Genomic DNA, 18,910 nt, shown 5'->3' with positions numbered 1-18,910 from the left:
GCTCCGGCGCTCAGCGCCGCTGAAATTCGGGCGCGCCCAGAGCGAGCCCCACGATTTGGGCCAGCCCGCTGGCTGGCTTGGCTGGACCGAGCACCGGGGCGAGGGAATCGCCGGCGGCGCGCGTAGCCAGAAACGGATTGGTTCCGGTGAGCAGCACCTGTCGCGTATCCGCGGATGCATCGCCGCCCAGGACCGTGCGAATGACGCCATCCACCTGCTGATCGCGCGGGAGCCCGTTCAGCGACTTCGCTGGTGCCCAGTCGACCAGCTTCACCCCGGGGACGCGCCCGCTCGCGACCGACAGCCCGAAGTTGATGCGGTTGAGGATCGCGCCGGTGTTCATCCACGCGTCGCCCGTCTCCGGATACCCATTGGGCGCCTGATGGCCAAAGAGCGGTTGTCCGAGCCGGTTTACGAGCTGCGCGGTGCGGGGCGTCGGATCGGGGGCGGCGTTCATGGTGCGCAGCGCGCTCGTCACCAGTTCGAACGGGCTCTTCACCTTGCTGCGGTACGCGCTCGCCGAGAAGAACTCCGGACTCGTGATGATGGTGCGGACGACCTCACGGATGTCGCCGTCGGTGCGGCGGAACGTCGCCGCCGCACGCTGCACCAGCGCCGGGGGCGGCGTGTCGCTCACGAGGCGGCGGGCGAGCTTCGTGCTGATGAACTCCGCGGTCTTGGGGTGCCGCGCGAGCAGATCCAGGACGCGTTCCCCCTCGTCTTCGCCGTGCCCTCCGGGGAACTTCTGTCCGAGGATCACCTTCGCGCCGGCATCGTGCACCTGCGGCCGGAACACGAACCCGCCCCCCTGGGCGCCCCGTTCGAGCGTCCAGCCGGTGAGCGCCCGCGCGACCTCGATCACATCCTGCTGGGTGTAGCCCCCGTCCACGCCAAGCGTGTGCAGCTCCATCAGCTCCCGGGCGTAGTTCTCATTGAGGCCGCGCTTGCGCTGGGCCAGCGCGGCGAGCTGCGGCCGCTGCTGGGCCACCCGTTGCACCACCGCCGCGCGTCGCCGCGCGATGCGGGGGTTCATCGGCTCGAGCACCGGACGCCCGCTATCCGCCACACTCTGCCAGTTGTCGAGATAGAGCAGCATCGCCGGGCTCTTCGCCACCGCGCCCAGCAGGTCGCGGAACTTGCCCATGGCATGCGGGCGAATGACCGACGCCTCGTACTCCGGCAGGAAGTAGCGCAGCCGATCCTTGCCGGCAAAGACGGTGAAGTGATTCTCCCAGAAATCCACCAGCACTTCGTTGAGCTGGCGCTCGGAGAGCACGGCGCGCGCCACCCGGCTCGACGCCAGCTCGCCAAGCGCCACCGTCGAGCGTCGCCCGAGCTCGCGCACCTTGGCCGAATCCTCGGCGGTGGGGGCGCCCCCGCGGCGGGCGAGTTGCGCCAGCGCCTGCGCCGGCGGCGGATACATCTCGAGGAGCTGGGCGCCCGTCAGCGACAGCGCCTGAAACTGGGTGAGGAACTGATCCACCGCCGCATCGTCGATGCGTTCGGGGTGCAGCTGCCGCTCGATCCACGCGTCCACGCCTATGGCCCGAACCGTCTCCACATCCCCCGGGCGGGCGCCAAACGCGAGGCGATTGAGCACATGATGGACCTGCTGGTCGGCAGTCTGTTCGCGGGCGCCGGTCCCGCCGCGCGTCGCCATCGACGCGTCAGGCGATCGGGCAGCCGGCGCGCAGGCGGCCAACACGACCGCCGGCAGCAGTGCGCGCCAGGGGGCAACGAGCAGGGGGCGGATCCAGCGAGACAAGGGCGACACGCAGCGCTCCTCAGCGAAAGCGGTGACAGGAGCTTGGACGGCGCACCTGTCCGGCCGTTAACGGCCCCATCCCAGTGCGACGCACCCTTATGTTACCGACATGGCCGCCCCTCGTTCGTCCCCACGCTGGCAGGATCTGGTTGACGCTGCGTTCGCGGTGGGGACGCTGACCACCATTGCCACCGGCGGGGCGCTTCTCGGTCTTGGCATTCGCGATGGCGAAGCCGGCCGCGCCTTTCGGCTCGCCGGCCGCGGGCTCCTCGAAAGCATCGGCGTGCCCTCTCTCTCGGCGCCGCTGACCTCGGTCGCCCTGGGCTACCTCCACCATCTGCTCGTCGCGACCGCCTGGGGCGTGCTGCTGGCGCTGCTGGTGCTGCCGCAGCGCGGGCTCTGGCGTCTCGCGGCGGCCGTCGTGGCCGCAGCGGTGTACAGCGTCGTGTCGGCCAGCGTGCTCCCGGCGCTGTTGCGTATAGGCTACGGTGTGACCGGAACAATCCCCGGTGCGGTTCCTGTTGGTGTAGCCATGGCGCTGTCGCTCGTCGGGGGCGCCTGGGTGGCTGCTGACGCCTCACCCGCAGACGACTGAGCCCATCCGTCCCCCGGACGGGGTCGGCCGCCGATGTCGCCGGATCGTTGCACAACCGGTGACATGTGTCACTCGTGGCACGGCTGATGCTCTACGTAGGTTGCCCTGTACCGGATGGCACGTCTATCACGTGGACGGCGCACGTGACGCAGCGCACTCCGGTACGCCTTCTGACCCTAGCAATGGAGGGACCCATGGACGTCCTCGTACGACTCGAGGCACGTCCGAGCGATTCGCCGGTGCTCGCGCACGTGAACTCGATTCCCGTGCTCCCCTTCGGCACTCGCTCGCGGCGTGAAGTGGTGACGCTGTACGGTGAGGCCGATGCGCAGGCCCTCGCCCTGGCCATCGCGGCCACGGTCGAGAGTGAGCGATTGGAAGCCGTGCAGACGGGTGTAGTGCGCCACCTGGGCGTGTGGCCGGACCGCGGTGCGGTCGGAGATTCGGCGTGGCGGGATGTCGCGACGGGTCGTCTGGTCACCCAGGATCTCGATATTCCGCTGCCGACGCTCGAGGCCCGCGCCTCCGAGCTCCTCGGCGCCTGCGGCCCCACGCTTCGCCGCGTGGCTGCTGGTCTGGCGATGCCCGACTGGCCCGAAGGCACGGAACGCGCGCTGACCTTCTCCCTGGTGTCCGCCTCGGCGGCCAGCGGCGGAGCGGGACGGAGCCTCGAGGACGACGCTGGGGTGGAGAGCTGGCTGGATTCGATTCGGCAGGCCGATGCCTTTACCTACGAAGTGGAGGGAGACTGAGACGCCCCTGTCTTTGTCTGTGAATACCGGAAGGGCGACGCCAAGGCGTCGCCCTTTCTTGTTGTCGAGACCGTGTTTGCCGGGGGGTCAGAGAGACTCGGAAGTCGGAGGCGAGATCGGGGCTCCGACCTCCGAATCCCTCCCAAGTCTGAATCCCAGCTATAGGGTTTCCCCCGACCCCACGTCCTCCAGTCGTGCTTGCCTCCCCGCGGTCCCGCCCACACGCTAGACCACGGGCCGCAATTATCGCGCGGACCCGGTGAGGACCCCACCCAGCGGGCTCCACGCGCCTCCAGCGCGCGCGTCCCGCGCACATCCGCGGCCTCGGGCCGCGTGGAGGGACGATGCGGGACTACGACTCCGCCGGCATCAGAAACGTCGCCGTGGTTGGCCACGGCGGCAGCGGCAAGACCAGCCTCGTCGATGCACTCTGTTTCGCTGCCGGCTCCGGCAAACGCCACGGCACCATTCGCGAAGGCACCACCCTCACCGATCACCTCCCCGAGGAAGTCGAGCGCGGCTACTCCATCAGCCTGGGCTGCGCGTACGCCGAATGGCAGGACAGCAAGGTCAACTTCATTGACACCCCGGGCTCGCTCGACTTTCAGGGCGATGCCATGGCGGGATTGGCCGCGGCCGATGGCGCGCTGTGCGTGATCGGGGCCGCGAGCGGCGTCGAAGTCGGCACCGAACGGATGTTCCGCGCCGCCGTCGCCAAGCAGGACCCTGTGCTTTTCGTCGTCTCGATGATGGACAAGGAGCACGCGAACTTCGATCGCATCTACCAGCAGATCAAGGACCGGCTGACCAGCAAGGTCATCCCCGTCGAGATTCCCTGCGGCGAGGGCGCTGCCTTCAAGGGCGTGATCAATCTCTTCACGCAGCGCGCGTACATGTATACGAGCGGCACCAAGGGCGAGTATGTCGAGACCGACATCCCCGCCGAGTGCCAGGAGGCGTTCACGCGCTACCGGCAGGAGCTCATCGAAGCCATCTCCGCCACCGACGATGCGCTGCTCGAGCGCTATCTCGAGGGGCAGGAAATCGAGCGCGACGACGCTATCCACGGCATGAAGGACGCCATGGCGCGCCTCGACCTGTTCCCGCTCTTCTGCGTCTCGGCCGAAAACATGATCGGGGTGCGCGCGCTCCTCACCGAGCTCGTGCAGCTGATGCCCAATGCCTACGAGATGGAGGAGATCCACGCCCTCACCGGCGCCGAAGGGCATGAGACGGTGCAGCTGCACGCCAAGGATGACGGGCCGTTCGCCGCGCTGGTCTTCAAGACGCTCGCCGAACCGCACGTCGGCGATGTGAGCTATTTCCGCGTGCTGTCGGGCAAGGTCGTCAACGGGCAGGATGTGTTCAACGCCACCCGCGACGGCATCGAAAAGCTGGGGCACCTCTCCGTGCCGCTCGGCCGCGAGCGCGTGGAAGTGAACGTGCTCCACGCCGGCGACATCGGCTGCGTGGCCAAGCTGCGCAATACACACACCAACGATACGCTCTCCACGCGGGAGCATCCGGTGCGGTTGCCGGCGATCGCCTTCCCCGACAGCGTGGTGCACTTCGCGATTCACGCGTCGGTGCGCGGCGAAGAAGACAAGCTCCAGCAGGGGCTCCACCGGCTGCACGACGAAGATCCCACCTTCACCGTGCAGTACAACACCGAGACGCACGAAACGCTCGTCGGCGGCATGGGTGAGCGGCACCTCGACGTCTGCATGGCGATTCTCAAGCGCAAGTTCGGCGTGCAGGCCGAGCTTGGGAAACCGCGCATCGCCTTCCGCGAAACGATCACCGCCAAGGCCGAAGGGCAGGGGCGGCACAAGAAGCAGTCGGGTGGGCGTGGGCAGTTCGGTGACTGCTGGATCCGCATGAGCCCCATGCCGCGCGGCGAAGGCTATCTGTTCGAAGACAAGATCGTGGGCGGCGTGATTCCATCGAAGTACATCCCGGCCGTCGATCGCGGCGTACAGGAAGCTGCGGCACGCGGCGTGCTGGCCGGCTTCCCGCTCGTGGACTTCCGCGTTGAGGTGTACGACGGCTCCACGCACTCGGTGGACTCGAACGAAATGTCGTTCAAGATGGCCGGCATCCTCGCGTTCAAGGGCGTGGCGAGCAAGTGCCGTCCGGTGCTGCTCGAGCCGCTCGATCACCTCGAGATCACGGTCCCCGATGCCTTCCTTGGCGACGTGATGGGCGATCTCTCCGGCCGTCGCGGCAGCATCCTCGGCACCGACACTAACGGCGACCGCACCGTGATCCGCGCCGTGGTGCCGCAAAGCGAGCTGCACCTCTACGCCACGCAGCTCTTCTCACTCACGCACGGCTTCGGCACGTTCGTGCGCCGCTTCAGTGGCTACGAACAGGTCCCGCACGACGCCGCGCAGAAGATCATCGCGGAGCACGCCCGCGAGATGGAGGAAAGCAACGCCTAGCCGCCGGCGCCGGGCGCAGGTCGGATTTAGTAGACCTGCGCCCAGCTCCGCGTCTTGGTGCGCGTGACCGTGCCGCCGCCCAGGGCCGCGGCCGCCTTGCCCAGCGCGCAGTGACTGAAGCGCATGGTCGCATTGCCAATGATCTTGGAATCTTCATTCGTCGGCGCATTCACCATCACGGCGCCGTACACCTGCGACGAGCCTTCCATCTCGAAGCGCTGGCCCACGAGAATGAGACCGTAGAACTCGAAATTGCCCCGGATGCGGAGCCGCCCGTCCACGATCAGGATGCCCTGCCCGCGGCCATTGCCCTGCAGGTCGAGATCCCCGGCGGAGTAGATCAGCGGGAAGTAGTTCTGGCACCCGGCCACCGAGCCATTGCCGCGATACGGTTCGCCCCAGTTGCTCGACGACATCGTGCACGACGTCGCGGAGCCCACCGGCGCCGGGTTGAGATTGCCCGACACTTTGATCCCCGCACGCGCGGCCAGCGCGGCCCACGTTTCGCCGCCAATGTCGTTGTACGTGTTGGGGTCGGCCGCCAACGGATTCGACCGCAGCGCGCCCACGGTCTGGTTGGCCTTCTGCACCTGCGGCACGGTCGATGGATCATACGCGATCGCGGTCGTGTCACCGGTGGGAAACGTGGCGCAGTCGGTCCACCCCGGCGGCGCCGTATTGCGACCGTCCACGAGGGCCGAGCCCTGGATCTGCACGTCGTCGTTCATCGTGAGCAGCCCCAGCGGCCTGAGCCGGCCGCCGCCGCTCACGCGCACGAGCATGCTCGTCTGCCGTTGCGCTTCCAGCAACCCGCTGCCGATTGCTGCGCGACCAATCGACACGACGTTGTACGTCTTCGCATTCAGACGCTGCACCCGCACGCGCGCGGTGTCGCCCGTCTGAATCACGACCACCGACGAATCGATCGCGCCGTTCGCCATCGAGCTGCGCGTGGCCGGCCAGTTGGCCAGCTCATTGGTCATGCCAAACTCCGCCGCGGCCTGCGCTCGCTGCTGCATGGCCAGCGTGCGACTGATGCGGAGCTCCTGCATGCTCCCCATCATTGCCCCGCTCGACAGCACCAGCAGCACCACCATGGCCACGAGCACGAGAATGAGCGCCGAGCCGCGACGGTCGCGGCGCGGGGTCGCCATCAGCGGCGACGGATGCGGAAGAGCACGACGGCGGCGTCGTGCGGACAGTCGGGACATGGTGCCGTGAGGGCCAGGGAGCGTCGAAAACTGGAATCCGACGTGCAAGTTCATGAGCAATGGCTCATGAACTCCTGCACACCTCAGACGAACGACGGGAAAAACGCGTCACAGCCCGGGGGGCGGTGACGCGTCGGATGGGTCGAGCGCTCGAGGAGCGCGCCCCTCAGTACAGCTGGGTCCAGCTCCGTTGGGCCGTGCGTCGTGGCGTCGCGAGGCCGGAGAGCGCCTGCCCCGTCGCGCAGTGGCTGAAGTTGAACTCGGCGTTGCCCAGAATACTGGACGCCGCGCCATTGGCACCCCGCACCATCACCGATCCGTAGAGCGTCGGCGTACCGGCCACGTCGAGGTTGTTCCGCACGAGAATGATTCCCGCAAAGACGAAATTCCCGCGAATGGTGAGCGAGCCGTTCACCAGCAGAATCCCCTGACCTCGGCCGCCGGTGATCGAGAGATCACCGGCCGAGTACACGATCGGGAAGTAGTTCTGACAGCCCACGATCGGATTGCCGCTGCGGTTCGGTTCCCCCCAGTTCGTGGACGACGTCACGCACGTCGTGCTCGTCCCCACGGGCGAGGGATTCCCGCCGCTGGTCGTGACGTTGGCCTTGGCAATGAGCGACGCCCACGTTTCCGTCCCGAAGACCGAGTACGTGGAGGTGTCGGCGGCGGCGGCCGTGGCCCGTGTGCCGCCCACGGTCTGGTTGGCCTTCTGAATGGTCGGTACCGCTGCCGGATTGTACGCGAGCGCCACCGTGTCGGTCGTCGGGTAGCCGCTGCACGCGCTCCAACCGGGCGGCGGCGTGTTGCGCCCGTCGAGCACCGGTGAGCCCTGCACGTTGATGTTGTTGAAGATCGACATCAGGCCGAGGGGCATGATCGACGGACTGCTCACGCGGACCAGCATGCTCGTCTGCCGCTGCGCTTCCATCAGCCCGTTGCCGATCGCCGACCGGCCGATCGATACGATGTTGAAGGTGCGCGCATTCAGGCGTTGCACCCGGACGCGCGCGGTGTCGCCAGTCTGCACGGCGACCACTGTGGAATCGATGGCGCCGTTCGCCATCGCGTTGCGGGTGGTCCCCCACTGCGCGAGCTGCTGATTCAACCCGAACTCGGACGCCTGCTGCGCGCGCTGCTGCACCGACGCGTTCCGACTGGTGCGCAGCTCCTGCATGGAGCCGAACATCGCGCCACTCGACAAGACCAACAGCACGACCATCGCGACGAGCACGAGAATCAGCGCCGAGCCTCGGCGCTCACGAACCAGCGGGCGGGGCATGACGGCGGTCATCGACGGTTCCGGATGGCAATACCAATAGACATCGAGTCGCGGACGCCCGCACTCGACACACCGAGGCCGCTGGTGCCGGAGCTGCTCCCGCCGAGGGCGCGCAGCACGACATCGACGCGCGCGATGCGGGCCGCCGTCGCGGTCACGGCGCCGGTGGAGTCGTAGTAGGCGAACACCATCCCTCCCGAGCCGTTGAGCCCTGGTGCCACGAAGGGACCGGCCACCGGGACACTCGCCTGCCAGGCGCCACCCACCTGCTCGGTGCGGTTGATGTACCAGTTCCCCGACGTCGCCTGCGTCAGCGAGTAGCGCGCGCTGCGCACGAAGCGCAGGGCCGACCCCGGCACCACGGAATCGGGAAGCGCCGGCGTGACGGTGAAGCGATAGCGCAGCTTGCCGGCATCCAGTGTGGCATCGGTGTACGTCGCGGTGGGGCGGTACGCGCTGCTCGACGCCACCGCCGTGATGCGGTGCGCCGACCAGTAGTCCCCGTCCACGCCCGACGAGTCGTTGCGCAGCGCGTACAGCGTATCGCCAACGGCGGGGAGCGTGTACCAGCTCGACGTCGTCGTGCGCGCCGTGTTCACCGGGGGCACGTCGATCTGCGTGGAACTCCCCTTCGCGCACACGAGCGATGAGCCAAGAATGCTGTGGAAGGTGATCGCACTCGTGGAGAACGCGCTGATGTCGCCACCGGGCGTGGACACGCCCTGCAGTTCGGTGGGGAGCATCGCCAGCGCTTTGCGCAGGTTGCGGCGCACGAGCATCTCCTCGTTCGTGCGCTGATAGAAGCGCTGCTGCTTGAGCATCATGTCGGCGACGGCCGTCCCGAGGAGCCCGAGGATCACGATGGTGACCATGAGCTCCGGGAGCGTGAAGCCCCGGCGGGATCGTGCCCCAGTAGGGCGCGCGGCGTGCGAGCGGCTCAGACGCATGGCACGAGCGCCCGATAGGTCTGGGCGTTGGTCATGCGCGGCAGGCGCATGGTGAGCACGATGGTGCGCGTGCTCCCGGTCCCGCTCACGGTCCACGTCTGGGAGATTCCCTGGCGCGTGGACGACCCGGCCACGATGCCACTGCACGGCAGGCTGCGCAGCGAATCGAGCCGCTGTTGCGCCATGCCGGCGGCCTGAATCTGCCGACGGCTGTTCCCCGTCTGCTTGCTGATGCTGGTCGCCGCCCCCACGATGCCCATGACGGCTACGGTGAGCAGCACGCAGGCAATCAGCACTTCGATGATCGACACACCGGCCCGCGGACGACTCACAGCACGCACCCCTTGGGCAGCACCAATCCGCCCCCGGAGACGCACACCGTATCCGCACCACCCGGCACCGTCACCACATAGCTGTTCGTTTGCGTCGTGGCCGGCGTCACCAACCCGCGCGCATCAAACGACAGCGCACTCGGCGCGGGCGTGAGCGGCGTCAGCGTGGCGCCGAAATCGGCGAAGCGAATCGGGCCCAGCACGGTGACCGTATTGCCCGTCAGACCACTCAGCGCGGTGACCGTGATGCTGTTGCCACTGATCGTGAGCGTGGCCGTCTTCCCCTTCTGCATCGCGGCTTCCTGCGCCGACGAGAAGGCGGCAATGAGCTCCGTCCGCGCTGCGCGCAACGCGCTCCGTCGCTTCAGATCGGTGATGATGGGCGCGACGCGAAACATGATCGCGCCCATGATCGCGATCACCACCAACATCTGAACGAGCGTAAAGCCGCGGCGCGGCGCGTGTGGGGACATGGAGAGGTTAGCGGGGACAAACCGTCTGATCTATGACGGTTGGTGCCGGTAGCGTGTAACGCCGAACGCGCTGGAAATGCATTTCAGAGTAGGAAATTTCTCTGAAGTGGAAGAGTGAGTTAAGTGTTTTCGTATCAGTGCTTTATACGATCATGAGTAAAGCTTCACGTTTGGACGTGGCGAGTGACCGGGGTTACATGAAGAACGTTTCATCGTCATCTGGCGGGTCCACCCCGTCTCATTCCCCAGCACCGGTCGATGCGTCGCGCCTTCACGCTCATCGAGCTCCTCATTGTGATCGTCATGATCGCCGTCCTCTCCGGCCTCGCCCTGCCGCGCCTGCGGGTCGAGCGGTCGCAGGTCGACGGAGCCGCGCGCACGATCACGAGCGCCATGCTCGCGGCCCGCTCGGATGCCATCGCGCGTGGGCACAACGTGCTGATCGTCTTCGATACCGCCGCGCGGATCGTGCGCACCGTGTGGGATGCGAATAACAATCTCCAGATCGACGCGAACGAGAAGACGCGCCCCGCCTTGCTCGGCGAGCGGGTGGCGTTTGCGCGCGGCGCCGGCATTCCCTCGTTCAACGGTGCCACCGCCCAGTTTCCGACGCTCCAGTCGATCGGTGGCAGGCCAGCGTTGGTCATCCAGCGCAATGGGGCGCTCGATCGCGCCGGGACGCTTTACCTCACCTCGCGCCGTGGACAGGCCGGCGGACCGTTCGTGGATTCGCGGGCGCTGCGCCTCGATCGGGCCACCGGGCGGGCTACCGTGTTTCTCTACGCGAACACCGGATGGCGGCTGCAATGACCCCGCGTCGCGGCTTCACGCTCATCGAAACCATCATCGCGCTCACCATCCTCTCCGGCCTGCTCCTGGCCATGGGGATGGGCACCACGAACATGCAGCGCAGCATCGGCGCCTCGAACATCCGGACGCGCGCCTTTGCCCGCGCGGACGTGCAGATCGGCCTGGCGCGCGGATGGCCGACGTGGTCCACGCTCGACCTGCTTGCAGGGGCGTCCTACAACGGCACGCAAGACGGTCTGGTGACCACCACCACCGTGACGACCGATACGACCAATCGGCGGCGTCTCAAGCGCATCGCGGTTACCGTGACGGCCGTGCAGGCCGGTGCGCTGGCGACGCCGGTGCGCCGCACCATCTCGGTGTCCGCGCCATGACCCCCCGCCTGCCCGCGCGCCGTCGCGGCATGTCCCTGCTCGAGGTGCTCATCTCGATCACGATCTTCGGCGTCGTGTTTGCGGGCGCGATCAATTTCGTGGTCGCCCAGTCCCGCAGCTTTCGCCTGCTGGCCGACCGCAACAACGCGGTCCAAAGCGGGCGCTTTGGGCGCGATCTGCTGCGCACCGAGTTGCGCACCGCCGGCACGAATGTGGGCGATGTGCAGCCCATCATTGTCCTGGCCAACGACAGCGCGCTGGCGTTCAACGCCGATCTGACGACCACCAACAAAGACTCGGTTGCCCTGACCGGCGCCGTGTATGTGGATCGCTACGCCGAGGCCGGCACCACCACCGCCATTCGCGTCAGCAATGCCATTGCGGTACCCGGATCGCGACCGGCGCTGACGTATCCGCTGCAGGATTACTCCCAGTCGCCCAGCGTGTTCATCAATAGCGACGCCGAGCTGTTGAGCTACTGGTTTGCCCCGGATACGACGGCGGGACCCGGCAAGTACGCGCTCTATCGGCGCGTGAACGACGCGCCCCCCGAGGTGATCGCCACCGGCATCAGCAAAGCCACGAACCGGACCTTCTTCCGTTTCTTCTACGATCCGTCGCGCTATGGGGTCGTGAACGCGAGCCTCGACACGGTGCCGCGGGGCTGGTTGCCGCTCACCAAGAGCGTCGCCCAGCGCGGCACCGGCGCCGACACAGGAACCGCCATCACCACGCGCGTCGATGCGCTCCGCGCAGTGGAAGTGAACTATGAGGTCACGCCGGCCCGCGGCGGTACGCGCGAAACGGTCCGCTATGTGATTCCGCTGCCCAATGTCGCCAACGCGCGGCAGTCGCGGGCGTGTGGGCGCGTCCCCTTGGCGCCCAGCGCACCCACGGTGACCTGGCGTGCCGATTCGAGTTTCGTGCAGCTCGTCATTCCCAAGGCGACCGACGACGGCGGTGGCGAGAAGGATGTCATTCGCTACGTCATCTGGCGGCAGCAGAACGGGGCCACTGGGTGGGGGGAACCGATCACCACGGTCGCCGCCAATCAGGCCGCCACGTACACCATTCGCGATACCGGATGGCCCATCCGACCCGCGTCCTATCGGTACGCGCTCGCGGTGCAGGACTGCACCCCGAACGTCTCCGCGCTGGCCATCTCGGCGTTCGTCAACGTGCCATGACCCTCTCCTCTTGCGTTGTGCCCTCCCGCACGCGGCCGGTGCACCGGCCGACGACGCCCGCTCGCCGCGTGCGGCGCGGGATGGCGCTCGTCACGGTGCTGATCGTGAGCGTGGTCGGCATTACCCTTGCGCTGGCGTCGTCGATGCTGGTCATGGGGAACACGTTGGTGCAGAACGCCAGCGAGCGCACCGCCATGCTCGACGACGCGGCGTTGAGCGGTCTGGAAGAGGCGCGTGATCGCCTCAACGCCCGGCTCGACTCGGTGCCCCTGACCGGCTACGCCACGCTCGAGAGCAACGTGGCCATCGCCAACAGCAACGGCATCCGGCGGACCACTTGGGTCGGGCGCATCGGGAACGCCGATTCGCTGGGCAACGCCGGCGAGTTCGGGGTGCAGGCCGAGATCCTCTCGCGGGTGGTCGACGCCGCCGGTAATGCGGCGGTGCGACGCGCGCTCGTCTATCAGACCTCCTTCGCGCGCTATGCCTACTTCACCGACGACGGCAACAGCGCGAGTGGTGGCATTCTCTGGTTCGCGAATGGATGGACCGCCCAGGGGCCGTTCCACTCGAACGACTCGATTTACATCTTCAGCGGCTCGCCGCCGCAGGCCATCTTCAAGGACGTGGTCACGACCGCGCGCGGCGTCTACAACGCCGGCAACGCGCAGTGGGACAAGGGGCCAGCGCAACGGGTCGCGCCGATCGACATGCCCGGCACGGCCGACCTGAACATCCTCAAGAGCATTGCCCAGAAGGCGGGCTACGTGTTCACGCCCAGCGTCGTGGTGGGCGACAGCGCCACGGTGACCATGCGTATCGAGTTCGTGGCCGTGGATGCCGACGGGGATGGCACGACCACTGGTCCCGATGACGGCTACTTCCGGGTGTACCAATCGCGAGCCACGAATCCGTACGGGCACGGATGGACGGCGGCGCGCACGCAGGTCCCGCCGGCGGGCGTGACCGGCACGCAGGATAGCGCGCTGTACTCGCCGAACTGCGGCGTGACCACCACGGTGGCGGGGCTCACGGCGGTGCCGACGACCTTCCGACGGATCCCGGAGGTGGCGGGCAGTGGCTATCGCACGAAGATGATCAACAAGCAGACTGCCTTCGACAACGCGAGCGCGCGCTGCTTTCTCGGCGGCGATCCGCGGCTGAATCCGACGGGAGTGTTCACCCCTACCGATTCGGGAGGCAGTTGGCTGCCTCGGACGGCGGGGACGGTACCACCGCTGGTCGCCGCTCGACCCGATGGCGCGTATCTCTGGCCGCTCAGTCCGACCTATAACCCCGTGTTTCGCGGCGCGATTTTCGTGGAAGGTCGCGTGGGGGTCAGCGGAGTGGTGCGTGGGCGCGTCACCCTCGCCACCCGCAACAACCTCGTCGTGTTATCCGATGTGACCAACGCGACGAGCCCGGCAACGACCACCGGATCCTGCCGGGCCGACGATGATATTCTCGGTCTCTTCAGCGGCGAGAATGTGCTGTGGGCCGACAACATGATTCAGAGTCCGCAGCAGCGCCGTGACAACAGCAATGCGTCCTGGCTGCTGCCTCGCAAGGACTTCAGCGCCTCGACCAATCGCCCCGACATGAACGTGCACGCGGTGATCATGGCCCTGCGCTCGATCGGGACCGAGGACCCGGTGCCGCCCACCGGCCTGTCCACGGCGTACTGGGTGGACCGAGGCACCATTCGGCAGATCGGCGGGCGCATCCAGAGCCGCGCCGGCCAAGGTGGCACGATCAGCGGCTCGGCGCGCCACGGCTACGTCTCGGACATTTCGTTCAACCGCTGCGCGATGAGCTTTCCGCCGCCGTACTTCCCCACCACGGGGCGCTGGACACTCAGTCAGTTCTTCGAGGTGGATCCGCAGGGCTTCAACATCGCGGACTGGTTCGCGCGGCGCTGACGGGGATGCGGCGCGCGAACCGGATCGCGCCCGTCAGACCTTGTGATACGAAATGCGCGCGGCCTCACGGCGATCACCCGCCGTGTAGATCTCGAAGTCGCTGAAGAACGCCGGCGCTTCCGCCTGCAGCACCCGCAGCACGGCCACGGCCATGCGGCGAATCTCGAGCTCGGCCGCCTCGCTCGAGCGCAGTTCGAGCATGGTGCGCCACGCCCGCGCGTTGCCGGTCACGACGATCTTGGTTTCGGTGCTGTTGGGGAGCACGCCGCGCGCCGCTTCGCGGGCCATCTTGCGGCGGTGCACCTTGTCGTCCACCCACGCATACCGCGTCATCAGGCTGTCCACGAGCGCCACATAACTCGCCTGTGCCGATTCCACCTGCGCGCGCCATGCCGCCTCGAGCGGTTCGTCGCCGATCATCGCCGGTGGCATCACGAACTGCGCCTCGCTCTCGTCCACGTAGCGCTGCGAGAGCTGGGAATAGGCGAAGCCGGCGCGGTGGCGCACGAGTTCATGCGTCAGCGAGCGGCTGATCCCCTCGAGCAACAGCGAGTAGGTCGCGTGCTCCAGCACGCTGCCGTGGCCCTGCTTCTTGATGTTCTCGAGATAGTCGCGCGTCGTGCGCCCGGCCGGATTCTTCTGACTCATGTAGCAGAGTCGCCCGGCAAACTCCGCGAGCCGCTCACCGTCCGTGCTCTCACCAATCCACTGCACGGGCAGGTGGGCGGGCTCGGCAAACTGCGGGCGGGCCAGCACAGTGACCGTGGGTTCACGAAGAATCGCGGCGTCGGAGAGCGGCATGCGGGAGGACCAGTCGGGTTGAGGATTTGCGGCCACGCTGCACCTTATGTGGCGGGAGCGGTGCCGCTCCCAAACATACCCTCGGCTCCCCCTCCGATGAACGAGCCCCACGCGACCAGCGCGCCCGCCTCGCTGCCGTCGCTCCGTGACGAGATCAAACAGACCCGCCCCTTCCGCTCGGACGCCCAGGAGGCGGCGATCGCCCTCCTGCGCACCGCCTCCGTGGTGTCGCGACGCTTTGCCCGCGTGGTCGAGCCCCACGGGCTGAGCCTCGCCCAATACAACGTGCTGCGCATTCTCCGCGGCGCCGGCCCAGCCGGGCTCCCGACCCTCGCGATCCGCGATCGCATGATCGACGAGGGCTCCACGGTCACCCGGTTGCTGGACAAGCTTGAGCAGGCCGGGCTCGTCACGCGCGACCGGAGCCGCCCCGACCGACGACAGGTCCTCTGCCAGATCACCCCGGCGGGCGAGGTCCTCCTGGCCAAGCTCGACCCCGAGGTCGATGCGGCCGACGAGGCGGCGGTCGCCATGCTCAGCAAGCCGGAACTGCACACGCTGATCGAGCTGCTGGGGGCGATCCGGAACCGGCAGGCCTAAGTTTAGACAAAAGTTTTCATAGCAGTACTTGCTTAAGCAACTAAATGGCGCTATCCTTGGGGTGTTCACTCAACCCCAAGGAGCGTGTGTCATGAGTCAGAGCACCCCGGAGCGCGCCAAGGCGCTCGTCGAGTACGTCACGGCCGGCCGGATCCTCGACGCGATGCAGGAGTTCTACGCGCCCGACGTCGTCATGCAGGACAACAACAACCCGCCCTGCGTCGGCAAGGACGCGAACATCGAGCGGGAGAAGGGCTTCCTGGCCTACGTGAAGGAAATCCACCAGAACGTGGCCACCACCGTCGTGGCCTCCGGTGATGAGGCGGCGATTCACTACATCCTCGACTTCACCGCCGTCGACGGAAAGCGCATGCGCCTCGATCAGGTCGCGCTGCAGACGTGGAAGGACGGCTACATCGTCCGCGAGCGGTTCCTCTACGACTCAGCGAGCGCCGTCCAGGTCTGACGTCCGCCGGTGGGAGGGGGCGGGTCAGGCCGGCAGCTCGGCCAGTCGATACCGCCCCCAATCGCGCGTCCGTTCCACCTCGGCCAGCAGCGCCTGCGCCGCGGCCGGCAGCGCCGGCGCCTCCGGATCGTGGCGCAGCATCGTGAACGGCTCGGCGCCCGAGCTGGCGACCTTGCACCCTGGGTTCAGCACTCCCGACGGGTCGCCCGCCTCCTTCACATGGGCAAAGGCGGCCCGCGCCTCGAGCCCCCAGACCTGATCAAGCAGGGGGGCGCGCAGCCGCCCATCGCCATGCTCACCGGCCAGCGTCCCACCGAGCTTCGCCGTGAGTCCGCAGACCTCCTGCAGCACGCCGTGCACCCGGTCGCGCCAGCCGACCGCCGAGGTGTCCACCAGCGGGTTCACATGGGCATGGGCGTCGCCGGCGTGGCCAAAGATCACCCCCGGCATTTCGAACCGCCGGAGCGCCGAGCGGACGCCGCGCACGTAATCGGGGAACGCGGCCGGCGGTACACACCCGTCTTCGATGAACTGCATCGAGCGGAGCCTCGGGGCCAGCGAGGCGAGGATGGGGCTGGCGGCATGGCGGAGCGTCCAGAGCTTGTGCTCCGTGTCCGGATCGCTCGCTTTTCGCGTCTCCATCGCGCCATGTTCGTCGCAGATATACAGCAGTTGATCAAGCAGCGACCCCACCGCCCCCGGGCCTTCGCCCTCCACTTCGCACAGCAGCACCGCCTCGGCGTCCCCCGGCACCCCCGTTGAGCCACCCCGCGCGGCCACGTCCAGAAACGTCCGGTCGAGCAGCTCACACGCCGTCGCGCCGGCCGCGCCGATCGCGACCGCACAGGCCGACGCCGCCTCGAGCGAGGCAAAGGACGCCAGCACCGTCGCCGTGCCCCCCGCCGTGGGGATGAGCGCGAGGTCGACCGCGGTGAAGAGCGCCAGCGTCCCCTCGCTGCCCACGAGCAGGTCCACCAGATGGCCGTCCGGCGCGAGCGCCGCCGCGACCCCGTAGCCGCTCGACTCCTTGCGGACCCCCGCGTGGGTGAGCGCCGCCGCTGGAAGGGCCCGCAGCTCCTCGAGCGCGCGAACCAACCGGGCGACCGCCGGGACGTGCAGCGGCGAGGGTTGGTCGCGATGCACCCACGCCACCGACCCATCATCGAAGACGCACTCGAGCCCGCGGACCCATGGGCGTGTCGCGCCGAAGCGTAGCGTGCGGGCGCCGGCGGCATTCGCCGCGACCATGCCACCCACCGTGCAGAACGCGCCGCTCGAGGGATCCACCGGGAAGCGCAGCCCGGCGCTCCCGGCCGCCGCGTTCACGGCGCCGCGCAGGGCACCGGCGCCCACCCGCACCCGCCGTGCGGCGACGTCGACCGGGGCGATGTCGCGGAACCGACTCAGATCGACCACCACCCCCGGCCCGACCGCGCCGGCCGCCATGCCGCTCCCCGACCCGCGCGGGATGAGTGGCGTCCCAGACTGCTTCGCCCAGCGGACCAGGTGGCTCACATCCTCCACGTCCGCGGGGACCGCCACCGCGCGCGGCACACAGCGCGCAATGCCGGCGCCTTCCGCGTACACCGCCCGGGCCAGCAGGTCGGTACGGAAGACACCGCGAAAGCCCGCCGGGCGCTCCACGTGCGGCGCGGCGAAGGGATCGGAAGCAGACAGACCAGCCATCCCTGCAAGCTAGTATCTTTCGACCCCATGTCCGCTCTTCCCCCCGCCGTCAGCGACGCCCTCGCCCAACGGGACGCTGCCCGGTTCTGCCATGCCATCCTGCCGGCCGTGTCGCGGACCTTCGCGCTCGGCATCAAGGTGCTGCCCGGCGATCTGGGACAGGCGGTCCTCGATGCCTATCTCCTCTGCCGCATCGCCGACACGGTGGAAGACGCCCCCGGCATCGATCCCGAGGTGAAGGCGGCGCTGTTCGATCGCTTCTTGGAGGCGTTCGACCGTCCGGACTCGCTGGCCGCGTTCACGGCCGGGGTGCAGGACCTGACCGGCGATCTCGCGCATCTCACGCTCACGCGCAACACGCCGCTCGTCTTCGAGCACTTCCGTGCGCTGCCGGTGAACACGCAGGCCGTGGTGCGCAAATGGGTCGCCGAAATGGCCGTGGGGATGCGCAAGTTCGTGCTGCTGTATCCGAACGGCATTCGCATCCAGACGCTCGACGAGTACCAGGAGTACTGCTACTACGTCGCCGGCACCGTGGGGTACATGCTCACCGATCTCTGGCATGAGCATTCGCCGAGTATCGGTGAGCGGCGCTACGCCATCCTGCGCGAGCGCTGCCGCGCCTTTGCCGAAGCGCTGCAGACGGTGAACATCCTGAAGGACGTGGCGGTGGACGCCGAGCAGGAGAACTCGGTGTACATCCCCGAGGAACTGCTCAAGGCGCACGGCAGCACGCAGAGCAGGATCCTCGCGCCGGAGCTCCTCGCCTCCAATCGCGAAGCGCTCACGCAGCTCATCAAGCTCGCGTGGCACGATCTCGAGGAAGCGCTCACCTATCTCCTCGACATCCCGCGCCGGGCGGTGCAGATCCGTCTGTTCTGCATCCTGCCGTTGCTCCTGGCGTACGCCACATTGCGCGATCTCGTGCAGAGCACGGCGATGCTCAAGCCGGGCGGCAGCGTGAAGATCTCGCGCCGCGAGGTGAAGTCGCTCCTCATGACCGGCGCCATGCTCGCCATCAGCAACCGCGGCGTCCGCTGGCTCGTGGCCCGCGTGCGCCAGCGCAGCTTCGAGCTCGCCTTCGCCGGGTGACGCGAACAGCCGACGTGAGCAGGGAGAAAAACTGATCACATCCGAGTCATCCAAGCGGTCCACGCCATCCGACGGCCGTGCGTGGACGACTTGGATCTCCCGGATGCCTTCTATGAGAAAGGCCAACTAGTCAAGGCCACCGTGGTGGCCTCGCGGCTGGGTCCTGCGCGAGAATCG

At 67.8% G+C, this 18,910-nt stretch carries 18 protein-coding genes; 10 read left to right on the top strand and 8 right to left on the bottom strand.

The features are described from left to right. Positions 1 to 10: 10 nt before the first annotated feature. Positions 11 to 1,774 (bottom strand): DUF1800 domain-containing protein, encoded by a 1,764-nt coding sequence (locus K2R93_01330; GenBank protein MBY0488456.1) that lies wholly within the window; start codon positions 1,772 to 1,774, stop codon positions 11 to 13. 100 nt (positions 1,775 to 1,874) lie between these two features. Here K2R93_01330 and K2R93_01325 point away from each other — a divergent pair, with 100 nt between their 5' ends. From K2R93_01325 to K2R93_01315, 3 genes are all read left to right on the top strand, one after another. Further along, positions 1,875 to 2,360 (top strand): hypothetical protein, encoded by a 486-nt coding sequence (locus K2R93_01325; GenBank protein ID MBY0488455.1) that lies wholly within the window; start codon positions 1,875 to 1,877, stop codon positions 2,358 to 2,360. Positions 2,361 to 2,554: 194 nt separating this feature from the next. After that, entirely contained in the window at positions 2,555 to 3,112 is a 558-nt protein-coding gene (locus K2R93_01320; GenBank protein ID MBY0488454.1) for a hypothetical protein, read from the top strand. 344 nt (positions 3,113 to 3,456) lie between these two features. Further along, a complete protein-coding gene (locus K2R93_01315; protein MBY0488453.1) occupies positions 3,457 to 5,553 on the top strand; it encodes an elongation factor G in 2,097 nt (698 codons plus the stop codon). Positions 5,554 to 5,579: 26 nt separating this feature from the next. On the opposite strand, the gene K2R93_01310 is transcribed toward K2R93_01315, so the two are convergent. The 5 genes from K2R93_01310 to K2R93_01290 all read right to left on the bottom strand — a co-directional run bounded on the left by K2R93_01310 (position 5,580) and on the right by K2R93_01290 (position 9,798). After that, the gene (locus K2R93_01310) at positions 5,580 to 6,764 is read right to left on the bottom strand and encodes a hypothetical protein (protein ID MBY0488452.1); all 1,185 of its coding nucleotides are present in this window, start codon (positions 6,762 to 6,764) and stop codon (positions 5,580 to 5,582) included. Positions 6,765 to 6,930: 166 nt separating this feature from the next. Then, a complete protein-coding gene (locus K2R93_01305) occupies positions 6,931 to 8,058 on the bottom strand; it encodes a hypothetical protein (protein ID MBY0488451.1) in 1,128 nt (375 codons plus the stop codon). Further along, complete coding sequence (locus K2R93_01300) at positions 8,055 to 8,993, bottom strand: prepilin-type N-terminal cleavage/methylation domain-containing protein (GenBank protein MBY0488450.1); 939 nt, start codon at positions 8,991 to 8,993, stop codon at positions 8,055 to 8,057. The genes K2R93_01305 and K2R93_01300 overlap by 4 nt, the downstream gene beginning before the upstream one ends. Then, entirely contained in the window at positions 8,984 to 9,325 is a 342-nt protein-coding gene (locus K2R93_01295; GenBank protein ID MBY0488449.1) for a hypothetical protein, read from the bottom strand. The genes K2R93_01300 and K2R93_01295 overlap by 10 nt, the downstream gene beginning before the upstream one ends. Then, positions 9,322 to 9,798, bottom strand: a complete 477-nt coding sequence (locus K2R93_01290) for a hypothetical protein (protein ID MBY0488448.1) — start codon at positions 9,796 to 9,798, stop codon at positions 9,322 to 9,324. Before K2R93_01290 ends, K2R93_01295 begins: the two co-directional genes overlap by 4 nt. 258 nt (positions 9,799 to 10,056) lie before the next feature. Here K2R93_01290 and K2R93_01285 point away from each other — a divergent pair, with 258 nt between their 5' ends. Genes K2R93_01285 through K2R93_01270 form a run of 4 tightly spaced genes read left to right on the top strand, consistent with a single transcriptional unit; the run spans position 10,057 to position 14,088 of the window. Continuing rightward, positions 10,057 to 10,608, top strand: coding sequence for a GspH/FimT family pseudopilin (locus tag K2R93_01285; GenBank protein MBY0488447.1), 552 nt, complete (start codon positions 10,057 to 10,059; stop codon positions 10,606 to 10,608). Continuing rightward, positions 10,605 to 10,982 (top strand): prepilin-type N-terminal cleavage/methylation domain-containing protein, encoded by a 378-nt coding sequence (locus K2R93_01280; GenBank protein MBY0488446.1) that lies wholly within the window; start codon positions 10,605 to 10,607, stop codon positions 10,980 to 10,982. The genes K2R93_01285 and K2R93_01280 overlap by 4 nt, the downstream gene beginning before the upstream one ends. Further along, on the top strand, positions 10,979 to 12,169 hold the full coding sequence (locus K2R93_01275; GenBank protein MBY0488445.1) for a prepilin-type N-terminal cleavage/methylation domain-containing protein: 1,191 nt from the start codon (positions 10,979 to 10,981) through the stop codon (positions 12,167 to 12,169). Before K2R93_01280 ends, K2R93_01275 begins: the two co-directional genes overlap by 4 nt. 17 nt (positions 12,170 to 12,186) lie before the next feature. Continuing rightward, positions 12,187 to 14,088: a DUF4900 domain-containing protein gene (locus tag K2R93_01270; GenBank protein MBY0488444.1), complete on the top strand. Its 1,902-nt coding sequence runs from the start codon at positions 12,187 to 12,189 to the stop codon at positions 14,086 to 14,088. 33 nt (positions 14,089 to 14,121) lie between these two features. On the opposite strand, the gene thyX is transcribed toward K2R93_01270, so the two are convergent. Beyond that, the gene (thyX, locus tag K2R93_01265) at positions 14,122 to 14,889 is read right to left on the bottom strand and encodes an FAD-dependent thymidylate synthase (protein ID MBY0488443.1); all 768 of its coding nucleotides are present in this window, start codon (positions 14,887 to 14,889) and stop codon (positions 14,122 to 14,124) included. Positions 14,890 to 14,985: 96 nt separating this feature from the next. Between thyX and K2R93_01260 the strand changes: the two genes are divergently transcribed. Together K2R93_01260 and K2R93_01255 are read left to right on the top strand one after the other, a co-directional pair. Beyond that, positions 14,986 to 15,489: a MarR family transcriptional regulator gene (locus tag K2R93_01260; GenBank protein MBY0488442.1), complete on the top strand. Its 504-nt coding sequence runs from the start codon at positions 14,986 to 14,988 to the stop codon at positions 15,487 to 15,489. 91 nt (positions 15,490 to 15,580) lie between these two features. Then, complete coding sequence (locus K2R93_01255; protein ID MBY0488441.1) at positions 15,581 to 15,955, top strand: nuclear transport factor 2 family protein; 375 nt, start codon at positions 15,581 to 15,583, stop codon at positions 15,953 to 15,955. Between the two features lie 24 nt (positions 15,956 to 15,979). Here K2R93_01255 and K2R93_01250 read toward each other — a convergent pair whose 3' ends face one another. Further along, positions 15,980 to 17,641: an FAD-binding oxidoreductase gene (locus K2R93_01250; protein MBY0488440.1), complete on the bottom strand. Its 1,662-nt coding sequence runs from the start codon at positions 17,639 to 17,641 to the stop codon at positions 15,980 to 15,982. Positions 17,642 to 17,668: 27 nt separating this feature from the next. Here K2R93_01250 and K2R93_01245 point away from each other — a divergent pair, with 27 nt between their 5' ends. Further along, positions 17,669 to 18,733 (top strand): phytoene/squalene synthase family protein, encoded by a 1,065-nt coding sequence (locus K2R93_01245; protein ID MBY0488439.1) that lies wholly within the window; start codon positions 17,669 to 17,671, stop codon positions 18,731 to 18,733. The last annotated feature ends 177 nt before the right edge of the window (positions 18,734 to 18,910 follow it).

The organism is Gemmatimonadaceae bacterium (genome assembly GCA_019752115.1).
GTDB lineage: Bacteria > Gemmatimonadota > Gemmatimonadetes > Gemmatimonadales > Gemmatimonadaceae > Gemmatimonas.
Note: the sequence above shows the minus strand (reverse complement) of the source record. Positions and strands in the feature narration are given on the sequence as shown.

Coding starts and splice junctions, on each gene's coding strand:
- K2R93_01325 (MBY0488455.1), top strand. CDS start 1,875: ATGGCCGCCCCTCGTTCGTCCCCACGCTGGCAGGATCTGGTTGACGCT.
- K2R93_01320 (MBY0488454.1), top strand. CDS start 2,555: ATGGACGTCCTCGTACGACTCGAGGCACGTCCGAGCGATTCGCCGGTG.
- K2R93_01315 (MBY0488453.1), top strand. CDS start 3,457: ATGCGGGACTACGACTCCGCCGGCATCAGAAACGTCGCCGTGGTTGGC.
- K2R93_01310 (MBY0488452.1), bottom strand. CDS start 6,764: ATGTCCCGACTGTCCGCACGACGCCGCCGTCGTGCTCTTCCGCATCCG.
- K2R93_01305 (MBY0488451.1), bottom strand. CDS start 8,058: ATGACCGCCGTCATGCCCCGCCCGCTGGTTCGTGAGCGCCGAGGCTCG.
- K2R93_01300 (MBY0488450.1), bottom strand. CDS start 8,993: ATGCGTCTGAGCCGCTCGCACGCCGCGCGCCCTACTGGGGCACGATCC.
- K2R93_01290 (MBY0488448.1), bottom strand. CDS start 9,798: ATGTCCCCACACGCGCCGCGCCGCGGCTTTACGCTCGTTCAGATGTTG.
- K2R93_01285 (MBY0488447.1), top strand. CDS start 10,057: ATGCGTCGCGCCTTCACGCTCATCGAGCTCCTCATTGTGATCGTCATG.
- K2R93_01280 (MBY0488446.1), top strand. CDS start 10,605: ATGACCCCGCGTCGCGGCTTCACGCTCATCGAAACCATCATCGCGCTC.
- K2R93_01275 (MBY0488445.1), top strand. CDS start 10,979: ATGACCCCCCGCCTGCCCGCGCGCCGTCGCGGCATGTCCCTGCTCGAG.
- thyX (MBY0488443.1), bottom strand. CDS start 14,889: ATGCCGCTCTCCGACGCCGCGATTCTTCGTGAACCCACGGTCACTGTG.
- K2R93_01260 (MBY0488442.1), top strand. CDS start 14,986: ATGAACGAGCCCCACGCGACCAGCGCGCCCGCCTCGCTGCCGTCGCTC.
- K2R93_01255 (MBY0488441.1), top strand. CDS start 15,581: ATGAGTCAGAGCACCCCGGAGCGCGCCAAGGCGCTCGTCGAGTACGTC.
- K2R93_01250 (MBY0488440.1), bottom strand. CDS start 17,641: ATGGCTGGTCTGTCTGCTTCCGATCCCTTCGCCGCGCCGCACGTGGAG.
- K2R93_01245 (MBY0488439.1), top strand. CDS start 17,669: ATGTCCGCTCTTCCCCCCGCCGTCAGCGACGCCCTCGCCCAACGGGAC.